The sequence below is a fragment of the Ostreibacterium oceani genome (assembly GCF_009362845.1).
GTDB lineage: Bacteria > Pseudomonadota > Gammaproteobacteria > Cardiobacteriales > Ostreibacteriaceae > Ostreibacterium > Ostreibacterium oceani.
In genome coordinates this window covers 93,865-109,603 of record NZ_WHNW01000001.1, presented here as the reverse complement: position 1 = coordinate 109,603, position 15,739 = coordinate 93,865, and the positions used below count along the sequence as shown (strand labels likewise).

The following is a 15,739-nucleotide window of genomic DNA, read 5'->3' as shown; positions in this document are numbered from 1 at the left end:
CTATAATCCCTATGGAAAAAAACTACCACTTTGCTACTATCGAAAAACAAGCACAGCAAGACTGGGCAGACAATGACCGTTTCAAAGTCACCGAAGACCCCAACAAAGAAAAATTCTACTGCCTGTGTATGTTCCCCTACCCCAGTGGCAAGCTGCACATTGGCCACGTACGCAACTACACACTAGGTGACATTATTAGTCGCTATCAACGAATGCAAGGCAAAAACGTACTCCAGCCTATGGGTTGGGATGCCTTTGGTTTGCCTGCCGAAGGCGCCGCAATAAAAAACAACATGCCGCCCGCCCAATGGACTTATGACAATATCGCGTATATGAAACAACAACTCAAAACACTGGGTTTTGGGTATGATTGGTCACGCGAAATAGCCACCTGCGACCCCAGTTATTATCATTGGGAGCAATGGTTTTTTACCCGCTTGTATGAAAAAGGACTGGTTTACAAAAAATTATCCGAGGTAAACTGGGATCCTGTCGATCAAACGGTACTCGCCAACGAACAAGTCATCGACGGCCGTGGCTGGCGTTCGGGCGCGCTCGTTGAGAAAAAAGAAATCCCACAATGGTTTATTAAAATCACTGATTATGCGGATGAATTATTACACAGCTTGGATAATGCCGACCTTGAGTGGCCTGAAAAGGTCAAAATCATGCAGCGCAATTGGATTGGTCAATCGGTTGGGTTAGAAGTCGATTTTGCCGTCGCAGACCGCACCGAAACACTACGGGTATTCACCACCCGACCCGACACCCTGTATGGGGTGACTTATATGGCAATTGCATACAATCACCCGCTAGCCAAAGCCCAGTGCGAACAAGACCCAACGCTGGCTGAGTTTTGTCGCAAAATATCCCAAACCTCAACCGCCGAAGCCGATATGGAGACCATGGAAAAACTCGGCATGGCAACGGGTTTATACGCAACACACCCATTGACACAAGAAAAAATCCCCATTATGGTCGCCAACTTTGTCTTAATGTCTTATGGCACAGGGGCCGTGATGGCGGTACCTGCGCACGACCAACGCGACTTTGAATTTGCACAAAAATACCAATTACCCATTAATCCAGTGATCCAAGCCCCAGCAGATTTTGACTGGCAATCTGCCTACACCCACGTTGGCACGACCATTAACTCAGGCGAATTCAGTGGGCTCGATTTTGACACGGCGTTTGCGCGCATTGCCGATACACTCATCAGCAAAGGCCTTGCCAGCAAAAAAACCAACTATCGTTTACGCGATTGGGGCGTTTCTCGCCAGCGCTACTGGGGCGCACCGATTCCATTTTATCTCAACCAAGCGGGCGACACTGAGCCCGTGCCTGACAGTGACTTACCCGTTAGATTACCTGAGTCAGTCACGGTCAGCGCCAGTGGTTCACCACTAAAGCACATGCCTGAGTTTTTACACACGACAAACTCAGCCACTGGCGAAGCCGTTACCCGCGAGACCGACACCTTTGATACTTTTATGGAATCATCTTGGTATTATGCCCGCTACACTTGCCCAGACAATCACCACGCCATGCTCGATGAACGCGCCAATTATTGGTTGCCTGTCGATCAATATATTGGTGGGATTGAGCACGCAATTCTGCACTTGTTATACGCACGATTTTTCCACAAACTCCTACGTGACGAGGGCTTAGTCAGCAGCGATGAGCCGTTTAAAAATCTATTGACACAAGGGATGGTGGTTGCACCGACTTACTACCGCGACAACAGCGATGGTTCCAAAACCTATTTCAACCCCGACAATCTAGACATTCAGCACGATAGCAAAGGCAAAGCCACCGCCGCCATCTGTAAAACGGATGGACTTCCCGTCACCATCGGCAAGACCGAAAAAATGTCAAAATCCAAAAACAATGGTGCCGACCCACAACAACTCATTGAGCAATACGGCGCTGACACCGTGCGTTTGTTTATTGCCTTTGCCGCACCGCCAGAGCAGTCGCTAGAATGGTCTGATTCAGGCGTAGAAGGCGCGCACAAGTTTTTAAAAAAAGTGTGGCATTACGCCGAAAAGCACCAAACCCATATCCAATCCGCGCAGTCAGCCTTCCCTTTAGCACAGTATGGCAATACCAAACTGCAAAACGCGCGGCGCTTAATCCATCAAACCTTGCAACAAGCCAACGCCGATTTTGAAAAGCAGCAATTCAATACAGTCGTATCAGCCTGTATGAAAATTTACAACGCGGTTTCTGACCTTGACGGCACAGACAATGAATCTAATACATTGCGTTGCGAGGCTTATCATATTTTGCTGCGTTTGCTCGCCCCTATTACACCGCATATTGCTCACGCCTTGTGGCCTGCACTCGGTTTTAACGGCGACATACTCGACACCCCTTGGCCCCAAGTCGATGACAGCGCCCTAGTGCAAAGCGAAATCGAATTCGTTGTGCAAGTTAACGGGAAAATGCGTGGCAAAATCCATGCAAGCGTTGATGCCGCCCGCGAAACCATCGAAGACCTCGCCATCACGAATGAAAATGTCCAAAAATTTATTGCCGACCAAACGATTGTCAAGGTTATTGTCGTGCCGAAAAAATTAGTCAATATCGTCGTTAAGGCAAATCCATGATAAAAAAATGGGCGCAAACGACACAGACGCAAACGACACGACCGCTAATGAGACAACCGCAAATGGGACAGCCGCAAATGGTACCAAGCTTATTAACAAAGCCACAGCCACGCGGCTACATGCAATGGATTTTGTTGTGTCTGTCGTGTCTGTTGATGTTAGGCAACCTCGGCTGTGGCTTTCAGCTCAAAGGAACCGCCACACAGCTTTCAACGCGATTTGACAGCACCTACGTCAACCCGATTGACACACTGAAAAACAACGGATTATCTAGGCAACTAGAGCGATTAATCAACGTCAATGGCGGCAAAACCGTCGCCAATATCGATGACGCCAGCATTGCGGTCAACATCACACCCGTTACAACCCAATCTAGACAAATTGCCTTGTCTAGCGATGCCTCCCTCAAAGAGTACGAACGCATCTATACCACCACGGTAACCGTAACCGATTTGCAAAGTGGCGTTCAGCTCGGGCAGCGTCAACTCAGCTCGACACGCCATGTACAATTAGACGACCGCAAAGTCCTTGCAGGCGAAGAACAATCCAAAATCACCCAAGACAGCGCTGAGCGCGATTTAGCCTACCGCATCATGCACTATTTAACTGCTTTTTAAATCGCTAGCCCTGCCTCATTCAACCTCTGTTTCATCCAGCCCCTATACCAATCAGGCCCCCAATCACGCCCCCAATCACGTTAACCTAGTAGCCTACCCCGCAACGACTTCAAGGCAAATAATCCGATACCGATAACCAGCACCTTGCATCGGCACCTTGTATCGGCGCCTTGTATTGACACTTTGTATTGACAAGCGGCAACACTCACCGTAAACTAATAGTTAGTTAATTAGCTAACTATTAAACTATAAAAAATTAAAATGCAAAAAACACTAAGCCGCACCACTAACCATGAATAAAATCATGAATAAAATGTCTCAACAATTCAAAGCCCTATCCGACCTCAGTCGCTTGCGAATTATCGCAGCATTATGCACCTACGACGAGCTATGTGCCTGTCATCTCAGTGAATTACTCGGCTTTGCCAACGCAACAATAACCCGCCATATGGCGCTATTAATTGCGGCGGATTGGGTGCGGCGGAACAAACAGGGGCGCTGGGTATATTATCGCTTAAATACCGACAATCCCCTGGTACAAGCACTACAACCCACGCTAATTCAAACCTTTCAATCCGATGCGACTTGCCAAGCAGATACCACACGATTGGCAGCGATTATCGTCGCCAGTGCCGCCGACCAAAAACTATGTAAATTATCAACGCATTAGCCAATAACGAAAACCAATAACGAAAACCAATAACGAAAACCAATAACGAAAGCCGATAACGAGAGCCATAAAAATGAACAAAAACAGCACCTCAAACAATGCACCAAACAACGCAACAAACCATGCGACAGACAATCCCTCAGACAACAATCGACAAATGAAAAGCCTGTTTGAACGCTACCTAAGCGTTTGGGTCGGTAGCTGTATCATCATCGGTATTGCACTCGGTAAAATCGCGCCAAATTTAGCAACCCAATTGGATAGCATGGCGATTCATGTCAATGGCGCCCCCGTGATTTCTATTCCGATTGCCATTTGCCTGTTTTTTATGATGTACCCCATCATGGTCAAAATCGATTTTGATGCGGTTGTCAAAGCAGGGAAAAGCCACCGCCCCGTATTGCTGACCTTATTCATCAATTGGTGCATCAAGCCGTTTACGATGTATGGCATTGCCCTATTTTTCTTAGGTTTTTTATTTTATGGCTTTATCGGCGATACGGCGATGGATTTGGTAAAAATGCCATTTGGGCTCGACTTACCCGTGGGGGCAACGCACGGTGTCGGCACTGTTGTACTCCACGAAGGCGTTAAAATGCTAGAAATCCCATTGTGGCGTAGTTATTTTGCTGGCTGTATTTTACTAGGGATTGCGCCGTGTACGGCGATGGTCTTAGTCTGGGGGTATTTAGCCCGTGGCAACGACGCGCTGACGTTGGTTATGGTCGCCATTAACTCACTACTGATGTTGGTACTTTACGGCACATTGGGCGGTTTTTTATTAGGCGTTGGACAACTACCGATTCCTTGGCAAGCCCTATTGTTATCGGTTATGGTCTATGTTGCATTGCCCCTCGCGGCAGGCTATGCGTCACGCAAATGGCTCATCGCAAGTCGTGGCGAAGCGTGGTTTAACCAACGATTTTTACGCGTACTCACGCCCATTACGATTACTGCCTTATTGATTACTTTGGTGCTATTGTTTAGCTTTAAAGGCGAGCAAATTTTAGCAAACCCGCTGACTATTCTGTGGATTGCCGTCCCGCTAACGCTACAGACACTGGTTATTTTTGCCATTGGCTATGCCCTAGCCAAATGGCTCAAACTTTCATACCAAGACGCCGCCCCTGCCGCGATGATTGGCGCCTCAAACCACTTTGAGGTCGCCATCGCCACCGCTGTCATGTTATTCGGGTTATCTTCGGGCGCAGCACTTGCCACCGTCGTCGGGGTATTAATCGAAGTTCCGTTGATGCTGCTCCTCGTCGCCATCTGTAAAAAAACCCAGCATTGGTTTGATTAATCACTCAACGGGCAAGTCAGTAATCGGCGACTAAATTGGTTCACTAAACATTATGGCTAGTATGGCGCCGATAATTTATGGCATACGCTGGGGTTTCAATGCTCTCTGGCAAATCTGGCGCATCAATTGGCGCTCCAAAGTTCTGCTCTACTGGAATGACGCCCGCCCAATAGGGCAAATTTAGATCCGCGTCATCGTCCTTTGGTCTGCCCGTGCGTATTTTGCAGGCAAATTGATCAAGCTCAATGGCAATCAAAGTAGTCGCTTTTACCTCTTTCGCTAAATGCTCGCGAAAATCATGGCGTGAATTAGGAATAATGCGCTCGACAATGTCATAAAGCAATTGCGCTTTGTCTTCATCGGCAATGACAGTGCCTTGGCCATGAATCACCGCCGAACGATAATTCGCTGAACAATGCATACCAGAGCGCGCCACTACCAATCCATCAAGGTGCGCGATGCAGATACACACCGGCGCACCGGACGCTAAATGCTTCATGAGGCGCGACTGATTCGAGCCATGTAAATAAATCGCATTATCTATGCGCGCAATCACCATTGGTATGGCAATGGGCTTTGCGTCAATGGTGACGCTGACCACTGCCATCAACGCCGCATCAATGATGTCATACAGTGTTTCTTGGTCATAGTGCGCACGTTGTCTTGCTTGTCTGACCGCTATGCTGGAATTTTTCATTTGTTTCACCTGCTATAAATAATTATCTTGTCTATTTTACAAATCCCCTTGGCGCAGTTATTCGAGCAATAACCAAACGACCACCGCCAGCATACACACACCAAAAAGTACTCTAATTAAAAATTCATATCGCGCATCGCCTAACAGTTTTACCAGCTGACTGCCCATGTAGATCCACAAAAAATGCGTCAACACGTTTAACACGAATAACCAGGCAACTAAAAGCCAGATTTGCAGCGTCTCATCAAAGCTGCCGTCAACAAACACCGCAAACATAGTTATTAACATCGCCCAAGCTTTAGGGTTCGTTAGGTTCACAATCACACCATCCATAAAAGTATAGCGATCCTGTGTTTTATCACCATTTGCCGTTTGATGATGAATCATCGGTGATTTCACGAACTTGTAAGTTAGGTATAACAAATATCCCACACCGATAATTTTAACCGCGCTGTAAATGAACGCATTTTCTTGTAAAAAATACCCCAGCCCAAATCCAAAAATAATCGAATACAGCACAAAAGTTAAATCAACCCCTACCAGTAAAGCAACAGAGTTGCGCACACCAAATTTTGCACCACTTGCGGCAAATACCAAGTTGGCAGGTCCTGGACTCATCACTAACGGCGCCATTACTAAAAGCCAGGATACAAAATACGTTGCTGTCATACATCACCTCGTTAGATTAAATACTGCTGACCTTGCAAGGTAATAAGTTCGCCTCTACAAGTACGCAATTTGTTTACTCATGATAACTTATTATGGTTTAATATAAAGAACCATAAACGAACAACAAATAGACCATAATGCCAATCGACATAGCACAGCTGCAACTACAACCAAACGGCACCATTGCATTAGCGCGTCAGCTATATCAATTGTTGCATCAACAAATAATGCAAGGACAACTGACGTATCATGAGCGCCTTCCAGCCACACGGCAGCTGGCCGCAACACTGAACATTTCCCGTGGCGTAGTGGTCGAAGCCTATGACATGCTAAAACTTGACGCCATCGTCGCCGGGTTTGGTAAAGGGGGGACGCGGGTTTGCGTACCAAGTACGCAATCACCTCCCCCCGACCAGTCGAAAAAATCACATGCGACACCACCAAAAATAGCGTTATCGACACGCGGACAACGCATCGCGAACAGCCGCAACTATCCAAACCGAAGTCAAACGAGAGAATTTCCACTGACACCGAGCATGCCTGATTTTCGTTTATTTCCACTTAAACAATGGCAACGCGTCGCAGCGATGGCATTAAACAGCAGCCCGAAATGGTATCACCGTGATGGCGGCTTACCATTACTTAAGCAACAGTTATGCACGTTTCTTGCACAATACCGCGGCATTACGAATGTGCAACCGCAGCAAGTCATCATCACAACTGGCAGCCAAGGCGCACAAAGCTTGCTTGCCACGTTGCTTTGCAATAGCGGAGATATCGCCCTAGTAGAATCACCTTGCTGGACTGGAACAGTCTCTGCGCTAAAACAAGCTGGATTAGACATAATCACCTCGCCATTAGATAATCAGGGAATGCAAGTACCTGTGAATATAAGACATAAAAAACAACAGCCAAAAATAGTCATCACCAGTGCCGCAATTCAATTTCCAACTGGCATTACAATGACACCAGCGCGAAGGCAGGCGCTCGTCCAAGCAACGCAAGCGTGGCAAAGCTGGCTCATTGAAGATGATTATGCCGCCGAATACAGCTATAACCATCACCCACCGCCGTCTATTTTGGCGACCTCCCGCGCTGCGCATATTATTCATATCGGCACCATGAGCAAACTACTCATGCCGGCGCTTCGAATGGGCTGGCTCGTCGTACCGCCTGCACTCATTTCACCTATTGTTTCGGCAATGAATACACTCGGATTGCAAGCCAGTTATTTGCAGCAGCAACAACTGGGGCTTTTTATGCAGTATGGTTATCTCAGCACACATCTAGCCCATTGCCGTGCCGTGTACAATTTCCGCCGCAAGCGCGCGTGCGATTATTTGCAGCGCTATGCAAAAGGTTACTTCTCAATTACGGATTCTATCAGCGGCATGAATATCAGTTTACGTTTAGATGATCGGTTTTCTGATTTAGATTCAAGGCAGTTAAGTGAGCATTTCAAACAGCATGAACTGGGCATAAGCGTATATCGTTTTCAAGATTGCCAGCACCTACTCCTTGGGCACACCCTGCTCGATGATGCAAGTTATGCCAAAGAACTTGACTCATTCATACATGCAATAAAAACATTAACTGCGTAGTCGTTTAGTAAACTCTGTTAGGTCAAATAGGCAGGCGAGACCGTTAAACCTAACTGGTAGGCGCATATAGCAAACAGACACAGTAAACAGACAGGCAAAATAAAACCCACATAATCATCAATGACTATGTGGGTTTTTGGTATTGGCGGAACGGACGGGATTCGAACCCGCGACCCCCTGCGTGACAGGCAGGTATTCTAACCAGCTGAACTACCGCTCCAATAAGTGCTAGACACCTATTATGGCAAACTGATGGTAAACTGATGGCAAACGATTACAGCCAGTTATTATCGCTGACTATATGATCCGCCATCATGGTGACCCGTATGCTAGGCACTAAGGCAGTAAGTCAATAAGACCTATGCAATAAAACCTATGCAATAAGACCTAGCAACAAGCAGGGCGCCTCACTGCGCCAATCTGACAAGCATCAGTGTGCAGTTAGCGTGCAGTTAGCTTGTAATCAGCTTGTAAGTGGCTTATCAGCCAAGCATATAAGCCAACTATACAAACCACCATATAAACCAAGGGTGCTTGCTAGTAACCGCAAGCACCCTCTGCCATAACAACTAAGTAATTACCTAACGGAAATTACTTAGCGAAAATTACTTAACAGCGTCTTTAAGTTGTTTACCTGCTTTGAATGCTGGTACTTTAGAGGCTTTGATTTTGAGCTCTTCACCCGTACGTGGGTTACGACCAGTACGCGCGGCACGCTTACGAACCTCAAAGGTACCAAAACCAATCAATGTAACCTTATCCCCTTTTTTAAGGGCTTTAGTGACTGATTCAACGACCGCATCCACGGCTCTGTTAGCGGCTGCTTTTGAAATATCTGCTGATTTTGCGACTGAGTCGACTAATTCTGTTTTATTCATCCTTATGCTACCTTTAATTGTTGTTTATTGAAACGTTATATCCAGTGCGGAATAACAGGCTAAATTTATACCTAAAACCCTAAAATCTGTCAATGTATTTTTAAGTTAATTTGTCAATGCGTGGACTCTGAAGCTTGGTTTGTTTGCATGTATTTTTCGACCAACGGCATGGGGCTTTCTTTTTTGCTCTTTTTATTCAGCTGATTAGAAAAAACCTCTGCAAAAACGCTCTCGATTTTGCTAACGGGCTTAATATTTAGCGCAGATAGGATTTCAGCGGGTATTTCCGCCAAATCCTTCGCATTGGCTTCTGGGATGAAAACACGCTCAATATTTTCACGCGCCGCGGCGAATAATTTTTCTTTTAATCCCCCGATTTCAAGCACATTGCCTTGCAAAGTCACCTCACCTGTCATCGCAATCGTATGACTAATCGGCACTTGCATCACCGCTGATAGTAACGCCGTGGCAATCGCCACGCCAGCGCTTGGTCCGTCTTTGGGCGTAGCCGCCTCAGGTAAGTGGATATGAAAGTCATGCTCTTGGAAAAACTTAGCCGACACACCCAAATCCGCGACATGCGATTTAACAACCGTCATCGCGGCCTGTACGGACTCTTGCATCACTTCGCCTAGCTTGCCTGTCAGCGCCACCTTGCCTTTTCCTGGCAGGACAGCGACTTCGATATTTAGCAACTCACCACCAACAGATGTCCATGCCAAGCCACTAATACGACCGATACTCGCCGTTTGCGCGGCCGTATCGCGTTTGTATTTCGCCACCCCTAAAAAGTCAGCCAAATTATTCTGGCTGATGGCGCATTTATCACAATCGCTCAACGCAATTTTGGTCACCACTTTGCGGCATACTTTGGCGATTTCACGGTCTAACTGACGCACGCCTGCTTCACGCGTATAATCCGAAACAATCAAACTCAACGCTTTATCTGTCATGCTGATTTCATTTGCTTTTAGACCACTACGCTCAATATTTCTGGGTAACAAATACTGCTTAGCAATCGAAAATTTCTCACCCTCGGTATAGCCAGGGATACGAATCAACTCCATACGGTCGAGTAAGGGACCTGAAATATTGGTGCTGTTTGCGGTGGCCAAAAACATCACATTAGATAAATCAATATCAACTTCCATATAGTGATCGTTAAACGTATGATTTTGCTCAGGGTCCAGCACTTCTAGCATGGCAGAAGCTGGGTCACCCCGATGATCCATCCCCATCTTATCGACCTCATCGAGCAAAAACAACGGGTTATTGACACCTGCCTTGGTGATATTTTGTACTATTTTGCCTGGCATCGCGCCAATGTAGGTTCGGCGATGCCCACGAATCTCAGCCTCGTCACGCACACCGCCTAATGCGACACGGATATACTGTCGATTGACCGCCTCAGCGATACTCTTACCAATTGAGGTTTTACCCACGCCTGGTGGCCCAACCAAACACAAAATACTGCCCGAGGGCTTTTTTTTGCGCTGCTGCACGGCAAGATACTCCACAATCCGCTCTTTCACCTTGGTCAAACCAAAATGCGACGCATCAAGGATGTCTTGCGCTTGCGCCAAATTGTCGTGTAGCGCCGTTGATTTTGACCACGGGAAGTCAACCATGTTTTCTAGATAGTTTCGCAACACAGTGGCTTCTGAGGACATTGGCGGCATGCGTTTTAGTTTATCAAGCTCATCTAGGCATTTTTTCTCGACCACTTCGGGCATTTTTGCCGCGCGAATGTCTGCCTCTACCTGTCCAAAATCGCTTTTGGTTTCATCCAAGATTTCTAGCTCTTTTTGAATCGCTTTGGCCTGCTCATTGAGGTAGTATTCTTTTTGATTTTTGTCCATTTGCTCTTTGACGCGGTTGCGTATGGATTTTTCCAATGCCCAAACACCGAGCTCTTGCTCAATCAGCGTCGCCAGTGTTGCGGCACGATCCTGAATATCCGTTTTAAGCAACAAATCCACCCGATCGCTGACTTTTATTTGCAAATGCGAGGCAATTGCATCGCAAAATAACCCCGTGTCATCAATGTCATTAATTAATTTCACCAATTCATTTGATTCTTTTTGCTGGGTTTTGATATAGCGCTCAAATAAACCCAATAAAATTTTTCGAATAGACTTTGCTTCTGCTTCACTGATGTGGTTGTTTTCGGCCAACTCAGTGGCTTCACATTGCATCAAGTCATCGTCCAAAAAGGCATCGACTTCAACGCGTGAACGCCCTTCGACCAACAATTTAACCGTGCCATCGGGTAGCTTCATGATCTGGATAATATCTGCCAAGGTGGCAATCTGATAGACATCGTCTGGCTTGGGTTGCTCAACCTCGGCGGACTTTTGTGTCACCAACACGATTTGCATCTTTTCGTGAGCAGCCGCCTCTATCGACTGAATTGATTTTTCTCGCCCCACAAAAAGCGGCGCAACCACGCCTGGGTAAATAACCACATCGCGCAAGGGTAAGACATTATATTTCATGAGAATACCTGTTTAAATATTAATCGTTAATCTGTATATTGGGGTGGGCTAGACAAAATCAAGGCGACGAGTTGACATTTTAACCGCCCGTTACAAGATAATCAAACAATCCACAGAGCAATCCACAAAGCAATCCACAAGCCAACCTGCCGCGCAATAGTGTAGCAGTATAATATAATGCACTAATGTGGCTCAATAGTGCGGCTCAATAGTGCGGCTCAATAGTGCGGCTCAATAGTGCGACTCAGTAGCGTGGCACATGCAATAGCGTGGTGCAGTAGCGACAAGGGGCTAACCAGCTAACCAGTTAACCAGCTACCAAGGGGCAACAAGGAGGGCAACAAGGAAGGTAACAAGGGCAACCAAGTTACGACAAGGCAGCTACACCAACAGGCGACACCTAACCGTACAATTGTTTTTTGACAAATTTTTCATCAACGGTGAATTGCGCCATCTTATCGACAGGCAAATCATACATCACATCCAGCAAGATTTTTTCAATAATAGATCGTAATCCACGCGCGCCCGTATTCTCTAAGATGGCTTGCTTGGCAATTGCCCTGAGCGCGCCTTTTGTAAAAGAGAGCTTGCAATCATCCAGCGCAAATAAATATTCAAACTGCTTAGTCAGGGCATTTTTGGGTTTTGTCAGGATAGTGACCAACGTGGCTTCATCAAGGGGATTTAAAATCGCACGCATCGGCAATCGCCCCACAAACTCAGGGATTAAGCCAAAACGCACCAAATCGTCGGTATCTACGCATTGTAACAACGTATTCTTATCCAAAGTCGTGTCAGGGCGCTTGATATTGGCCGAAAAACCAATACTCCCTTTTTCAACACGGTCTTGAATAATGCGGTCAATGCCTGCAAACGCACCACCACAAATAAATAAAATATTGGAGGTATCGACCTGAATCATTTCTTGGTTAGGATGCTTGCGACCGCCTTGTGGAGGCACTGAGGCGACTGTGCCTTCAATAATCTTGAGTAGCGCTTGCTGCACACCCTCACCCGACACATCCCGTGTAATCGACATATTTTCAGATTTACGGGCGATTTTATCAACCTCATCGATATAGATAATGCCGCGCTGGGCTTTTTCCACATCGTAATCGGCGTGTTGCAATAATCGCTGAATGATATTTTCAACATCTTCACCGACATAACCTGCCTCGGTTAAGGTGGTGGCATCAGCCACGGCAAACGGCACTCTCAGTGTTTTGGCTAGCGTTTCCGCCAGCAAAGTTTTACCTGAGCCAGTGGGCCCAACTAACAAAATATTGGACTTGCCGATTTCAACCGTGCTTTTATCCCCATGCAGCAAGCGTTTATAGTGATTATAAACGGCGACCGCTAAGATTTTTTTTACCGCGTCCTGACCAATCACATAGTCGTCTAGGTGCGCGGTGATTTGTTGTGGCTTGGCCAATAAAAAAGATTCCTCTGCAAACGCAAAATCCTCTGCCATTTGGGCTTCGATTTCATCATCTAACTCCGCATCAGAAAATACCGCCATCCCCTCTGACAAACAAATACGACAAATAGCCACACCCGCTTGGTCACCTGTCAACAAGCCACCACCGTCTATTCGATTACGCCCACAAAATGAACAGACTAATTCTTTTTCTTTTTTACTCATAAACCTACTTTATCAATGCTTATCGCACGGTTATTGCACAGTTATCGGACAGTTTTAGCTGCTCGACGCCAATGGCTTTTGATTGTTTTGACCGCTCACTATTTCAATTGTTTTACTCAATTGTTTTACTCAACTGTTTTGCTTATTTACCGCAACAGGTGCCAGCGTCAGTTAGCGGCACGCTAACTTCTCTGGGTGACAACGCGATCAATCAAGCCATATTTTTTTGCCTCGTCTGCGTTCATGTAATTATCGCGGTCGGTGTCTTTGGCAATGGTTTTTATCGATTGACCACTATGTTTTGCCATGATTTTATTTAGATTATCGCGAATTTTGAGTATTTCTTTGGCGTGAATATCAATATCGGTTGCTTGCCCCTGATATCCGCCTAAGGGCTGATGAATCATGACACGAGAATTCGGCAAAGCATAGCGCTTACCCGGCGTGCCTGCATTGAGTAAAAATGCCCCCATTGACGCCGCTTGGCCAATTACCATCGTTGATACATCGGGTTTAATAAACTGCATGGTGTCATAGATTGCAAGCCCCGCAGACACCGATCCACCTGGTGAATTAATGTATAGTGCGATTTCTTTTTCTGGGTTTTCTGCTTCTAAAAAAAGCAACTGTGCAACAACCAAATTAGCCGTTTCGTCTGTGACAGGCCCGACCAAAAAAACAATCCGCTCTTTCAGTAAACGCGAATAAATATCATAAGCGCGTTCGCTACGCCCCGTTTGCTCTACCACCATCGGTATTGGCATAAATGCTTGGGTATTCATTAGATTCATTGTCCCCTCAGTTTTGTTCATGGGTAAAAATTAACGAGAAAAAGCATACGCAATAACGCCCAAGCCTGTGCCGTGCCATACCATGTCGTAAGTCAGTTCATGCGCCAACATAGCAGCAACATAGTAGTCACATGGCGACAGCGCGATCAGTGGCTTATCGCCTATCTATCGCCTACTGCTACCACCTGAAAACAGTCAATTACGCGGCGTTTTCGCCCTTCATCACTTCATCGAAGCTCTTTTTTTCTTCGACTATCTCGGCATTGGCCAAAATTTCATCGATGAGCTGCTCTTCCATGACTTGTGCGTAAATTTTTTCCGCCGCTTGCGCGTTATTATGGAAGTAATCGCGGAACTGCTGCGGGTTTTCATACGTTGCCGCCAGCCGCTCAACAGTCGCTTCAACCCGTTCGGCATCGGGTCTAATGGCTTTTTCTTCAAACAGTTTCCCCATCACCAGACCTAACAAAACACGACGACGTGAAGGCGCTGCAAATTGCTCTTCTATGATTTTATTGCGCTGTGCTTCGTCACTGACTTGCTCGGCTAGCTTGGTCTCTTGTACCATGCGTTGCTTTTCATTTTCAATCATGCTAGCAGGCACCACAATATCATTCGCATCCACTAAATGCTGCATGACCTGCTGATTAATCTGCCGACGAATGCCCGTCTCTAACTCACGCTCCATATTTTCGCGGACTACGTTTTCAAAGTTTTCCTTGGTTGGCTCTTCGATGCCAAATTGACGGATAAATTGCTCATCAACACGCGGTAGTTTTGGTGTTTCAACTTGTTTGATTTGAATGGCAAATTGCGCTGTTTTACCCGCAACCGCTTCGCCGTGATAATCGGCTGGGAAATTGACGGTTGCCTCTACATCATCCCCTGTTTTTTTGCCTGCTAACGCAGACTCAAACTCAGGCAACATCTGCTTAGCGCCCAAGACAACAGGCACATCTTCGGCACTGCCACCATCAAACGCTTCGCCATCAATCGTTCCAGTAAAGTTGATAAGCACGCGGTCGCCTTCGGCGGCAGGTTCGTCGCTGGTTTGCCAGTCTGCTGATTGTTTGCGTAGTGTATCAATCATGGCTTTGACGTCTTTGGCAAGGACTTTGGCAATGGGTTTTCTCACCGTCAAGCTATCAAGTCCTTTGACATCAAACTCAGGAATGACTTCAATTTGCGCTTCGTAAACAAACGCCTCATTGGCCGCAAACCCTGAAATTGGTTGAATTGACGGGTGCGCGGCAGGGGTTAATTTTTCCTGCTTAATGGCCTCGCCATAAGTCTTTTCAATCAGATCGCCCAAGACTTCTTGGCGCACGGCAGCGCTGTATTTTTGTTCAACGACTTTCATCGGCACTTTGCCTTTTCTAAAACCATCCATCTTGGTAGTTTTTTGTACTTTTTTCAGCTTAGTCATCACTTGGTCATTGACCTGATCTGCTGGGATTTCCACCGTGATTTTACGTTGTAGACCTTCTAGAATATCGACTTTAACTTGCATGTTTTTACCTAATTTGATTATACCATTGTGGATTAACACCACGCAAAACCCCTTCGCGGGGCATCAATTAAACACTGAGCGAAAAACCTAGCCTAAACGCCTAACTTAGCACTAACCTAGGGCTTAACCACGCCCAGCTAATCGAGGGGAATTATTGTATCTTAATCAATGCAAAATGCCAATGAATTCCCACCGAATTCCCACCGAATTCCCCACCGAATATCCACAGAACACCTAATCAACACCTAATCAACACC

The 15,739-nt window shown here is 46.4% G+C and carries 12 protein-coding genes and 1 tRNA gene; 5 read left to right on the top strand and 8 right to left on the bottom strand.

Annotated features, from left to right (window positions below; genetic code table 11):
- The first annotated feature begins 11 nt into the window (after nucleotides 1–11).
- From leuS to arsB, 4 genes are all read left to right on the top strand, one after another.
- A complete protein-coding gene (leuS, locus tag GCU85_RS00475; RefSeq protein ID WP_152808232.1) occupies nucleotides 12–2,609 on the top strand; it encodes a leucine--tRNA ligase in 2,598 nt (865 codons plus the stop codon).
- Nucleotides 2,606–3,226 (top strand): LPS-assembly lipoprotein LptE, encoded by a 621-nt coding sequence (locus GCU85_RS00470; protein ID WP_152808230.1) that lies wholly within the window; start codon nucleotides 2,606–2,608, stop codon nucleotides 3,224–3,226. Before leuS ends, GCU85_RS00470 begins: the two co-directional genes overlap by 4 nt.
- Nucleotides 3,227–3,530: 304 nt before the next feature.
- The gene (locus GCU85_RS00465) at nucleotides 3,531–3,896 is read left to right on the top strand and encodes an ArsR/SmtB family transcription factor (RefSeq protein ID WP_218110444.1); all 366 of its coding nucleotides are present in this window, start codon (nucleotides 3,531–3,533) and stop codon (nucleotides 3,894–3,896) included.
- A gap of 157 nt (nucleotides 3,897–4,053) precedes the next feature.
- Nucleotides 4,054–5,199: an ACR3 family arsenite efflux transporter gene (arsB, locus tag GCU85_RS00460; protein ID WP_218110468.1), complete on the top strand. Its 1,146-nt coding sequence runs from the start codon at nucleotides 4,054–4,056 to the stop codon at nucleotides 5,197–5,199.
- Between the two features lie 43 nt (nucleotides 5,200–5,242).
- On the opposite strand, the gene GCU85_RS00455 is transcribed toward arsB, so the two are convergent.
- Both GCU85_RS00455 and GCU85_RS00450 read right to left on the bottom strand, forming a co-directional pair.
- Entirely contained in the window at nucleotides 5,243–5,896 is a 654-nt protein-coding gene (locus GCU85_RS00455; RefSeq protein WP_152808224.1) for a pyridoxamine 5'-phosphate oxidase family protein, read from the bottom strand.
- Between the two features lie 57 nt (nucleotides 5,897–5,953).
- Complete coding sequence (locus GCU85_RS00450) at nucleotides 5,954–6,514, bottom strand: LysE family translocator (protein ID WP_218110443.1); 561 nt, start codon at nucleotides 6,512–6,514, stop codon at nucleotides 5,954–5,956.
- A gap of 188 nt (nucleotides 6,515–6,702) precedes the next feature.
- On the opposite strand from GCU85_RS00450, the gene GCU85_RS00445 reads away from it, so the two are divergent.
- A complete protein-coding gene (locus GCU85_RS00445) occupies nucleotides 6,703–8,166 on the top strand; it encodes an aminotransferase-like domain-containing protein (protein WP_152808220.1) in 1,464 nt (487 codons plus the stop codon).
- 143 nt (nucleotides 8,167–8,309) lie between these two features.
- On the opposite strand, the gene GCU85_RS00440 is transcribed toward GCU85_RS00445, so the two are convergent.
- The 6 genes from GCU85_RS00440 to tig form a co-directional block, all read right to left on the bottom strand.
- Nucleotides 8,310–8,386, bottom strand: a tRNA-Asp gene (locus GCU85_RS00440).
- Nucleotides 8,387–8,771: 385 nt separating this feature from the next.
- Nucleotides 8,772–9,044, bottom strand: a complete 273-nt coding sequence (locus GCU85_RS00435) for an HU family DNA-binding protein (RefSeq protein ID WP_152808218.1) — start codon at nucleotides 9,042–9,044, stop codon at nucleotides 8,772–8,774.
- A gap of 113 nt (nucleotides 9,045–9,157) precedes the next feature.
- Entirely contained in the window at nucleotides 9,158–11,539 is a 2,382-nt protein-coding gene (gene lon, locus GCU85_RS00430) for an endopeptidase La (RefSeq protein WP_152808216.1), read from the bottom strand.
- 400 nt (nucleotides 11,540–11,939) lie between these two features.
- Nucleotides 11,940–13,181: an ATP-dependent Clp protease ATP-binding subunit ClpX gene (gene clpX / locus GCU85_RS00425; RefSeq protein ID WP_152808214.1), complete on the bottom strand. Its 1,242-nt coding sequence runs from the start codon at nucleotides 13,179–13,181 to the stop codon at nucleotides 11,940–11,942.
- A 182-nt stretch (nucleotides 13,182–13,363) separates the two neighbouring features.
- Nucleotides 13,364–13,972 carry an ATP-dependent Clp endopeptidase proteolytic subunit ClpP gene (clpP, locus tag GCU85_RS00420; RefSeq protein ID WP_152808212.1) on the bottom strand — a complete coding sequence of 203 codons (609 nt, stop codon included), beginning with the start codon at nucleotides 13,970–13,972 and terminating at the stop codon, nucleotides 13,364–13,366.
- A gap of 199 nt (nucleotides 13,973–14,171) precedes the next feature.
- Nucleotides 14,172–15,482 carry a trigger factor gene (tig, locus tag GCU85_RS00415; protein ID WP_152808210.1) on the bottom strand — a complete coding sequence of 437 codons (1,311 nt, stop codon included), beginning with the start codon at nucleotides 15,480–15,482 and terminating at the stop codon, nucleotides 14,172–14,174.
- Nucleotides 15,483–15,739 lie beyond the last annotated feature (257 nt).

Excerpts from the sequence above, each read along its gene's own strand:
- leuS (WP_152808232.1), top strand. The coding sequence starts at position 12 with ATGGAAAAAAACTACCACTTTGCTACTATCGAAAAACAAGCACAGCAA.
- GCU85_RS00470 (WP_152808230.1), top strand. The coding sequence starts at position 2,606 with ATGATAAAAAAATGGGCGCAAACGACACAGACGCAAACGACACGACCG.
- GCU85_RS00465 (WP_218110444.1), top strand. The coding sequence starts at position 3,531 with ATGAATAAAATGTCTCAACAATTCAAAGCCCTATCCGACCTCAGTCGC.
- arsB (WP_218110468.1), top strand. The coding sequence starts at position 4,054 with ATGAAAAGCCTGTTTGAACGCTACCTAAGCGTTTGGGTCGGTAGCTGT.
- GCU85_RS00455 (WP_152808224.1), bottom strand. The coding sequence starts at position 5,896 with ATGAAAAATTCCAGCATAGCGGTCAGACAAGCAAGACAACGTGCGCAC.
- GCU85_RS00450 (WP_218110443.1), bottom strand. The coding sequence starts at position 6,514 with ATGAGTCCAGGACCTGCCAACTTGGTATTTGCCGCAAGTGGTGCAAAA.
- GCU85_RS00445 (WP_152808220.1), top strand. The coding sequence starts at position 6,703 with ATGCCAATCGACATAGCACAGCTGCAACTACAACCAAACGGCACCATT.
- GCU85_RS00435 (WP_152808218.1), bottom strand. The coding sequence starts at position 9,044 with ATGAATAAAACAGAATTAGTCGACTCAGTCGCAAAATCAGCAGATATT.
- lon (WP_152808216.1), bottom strand. The coding sequence starts at position 11,539 with ATGAAATATAATGTCTTACCCTTGCGCGATGTGGTTATTTACCCAGGC.
- clpX (WP_152808214.1), bottom strand. The coding sequence starts at position 13,181 with ATGAGTAAAAAAGAAAAAGAATTAGTCTGTTCATTTTGTGGGCGTAAT.
- clpP (WP_152808212.1), bottom strand. The coding sequence starts at position 13,972 with ATGAATCTAATGAATACCCAAGCATTTATGCCAATACCGATGGTGGTA.
- tig (WP_152808210.1), bottom strand. The coding sequence starts at position 15,482 with ATGCAAGTTAAAGTCGATATTCTAGAAGGTCTACAACGTAAAATCACG.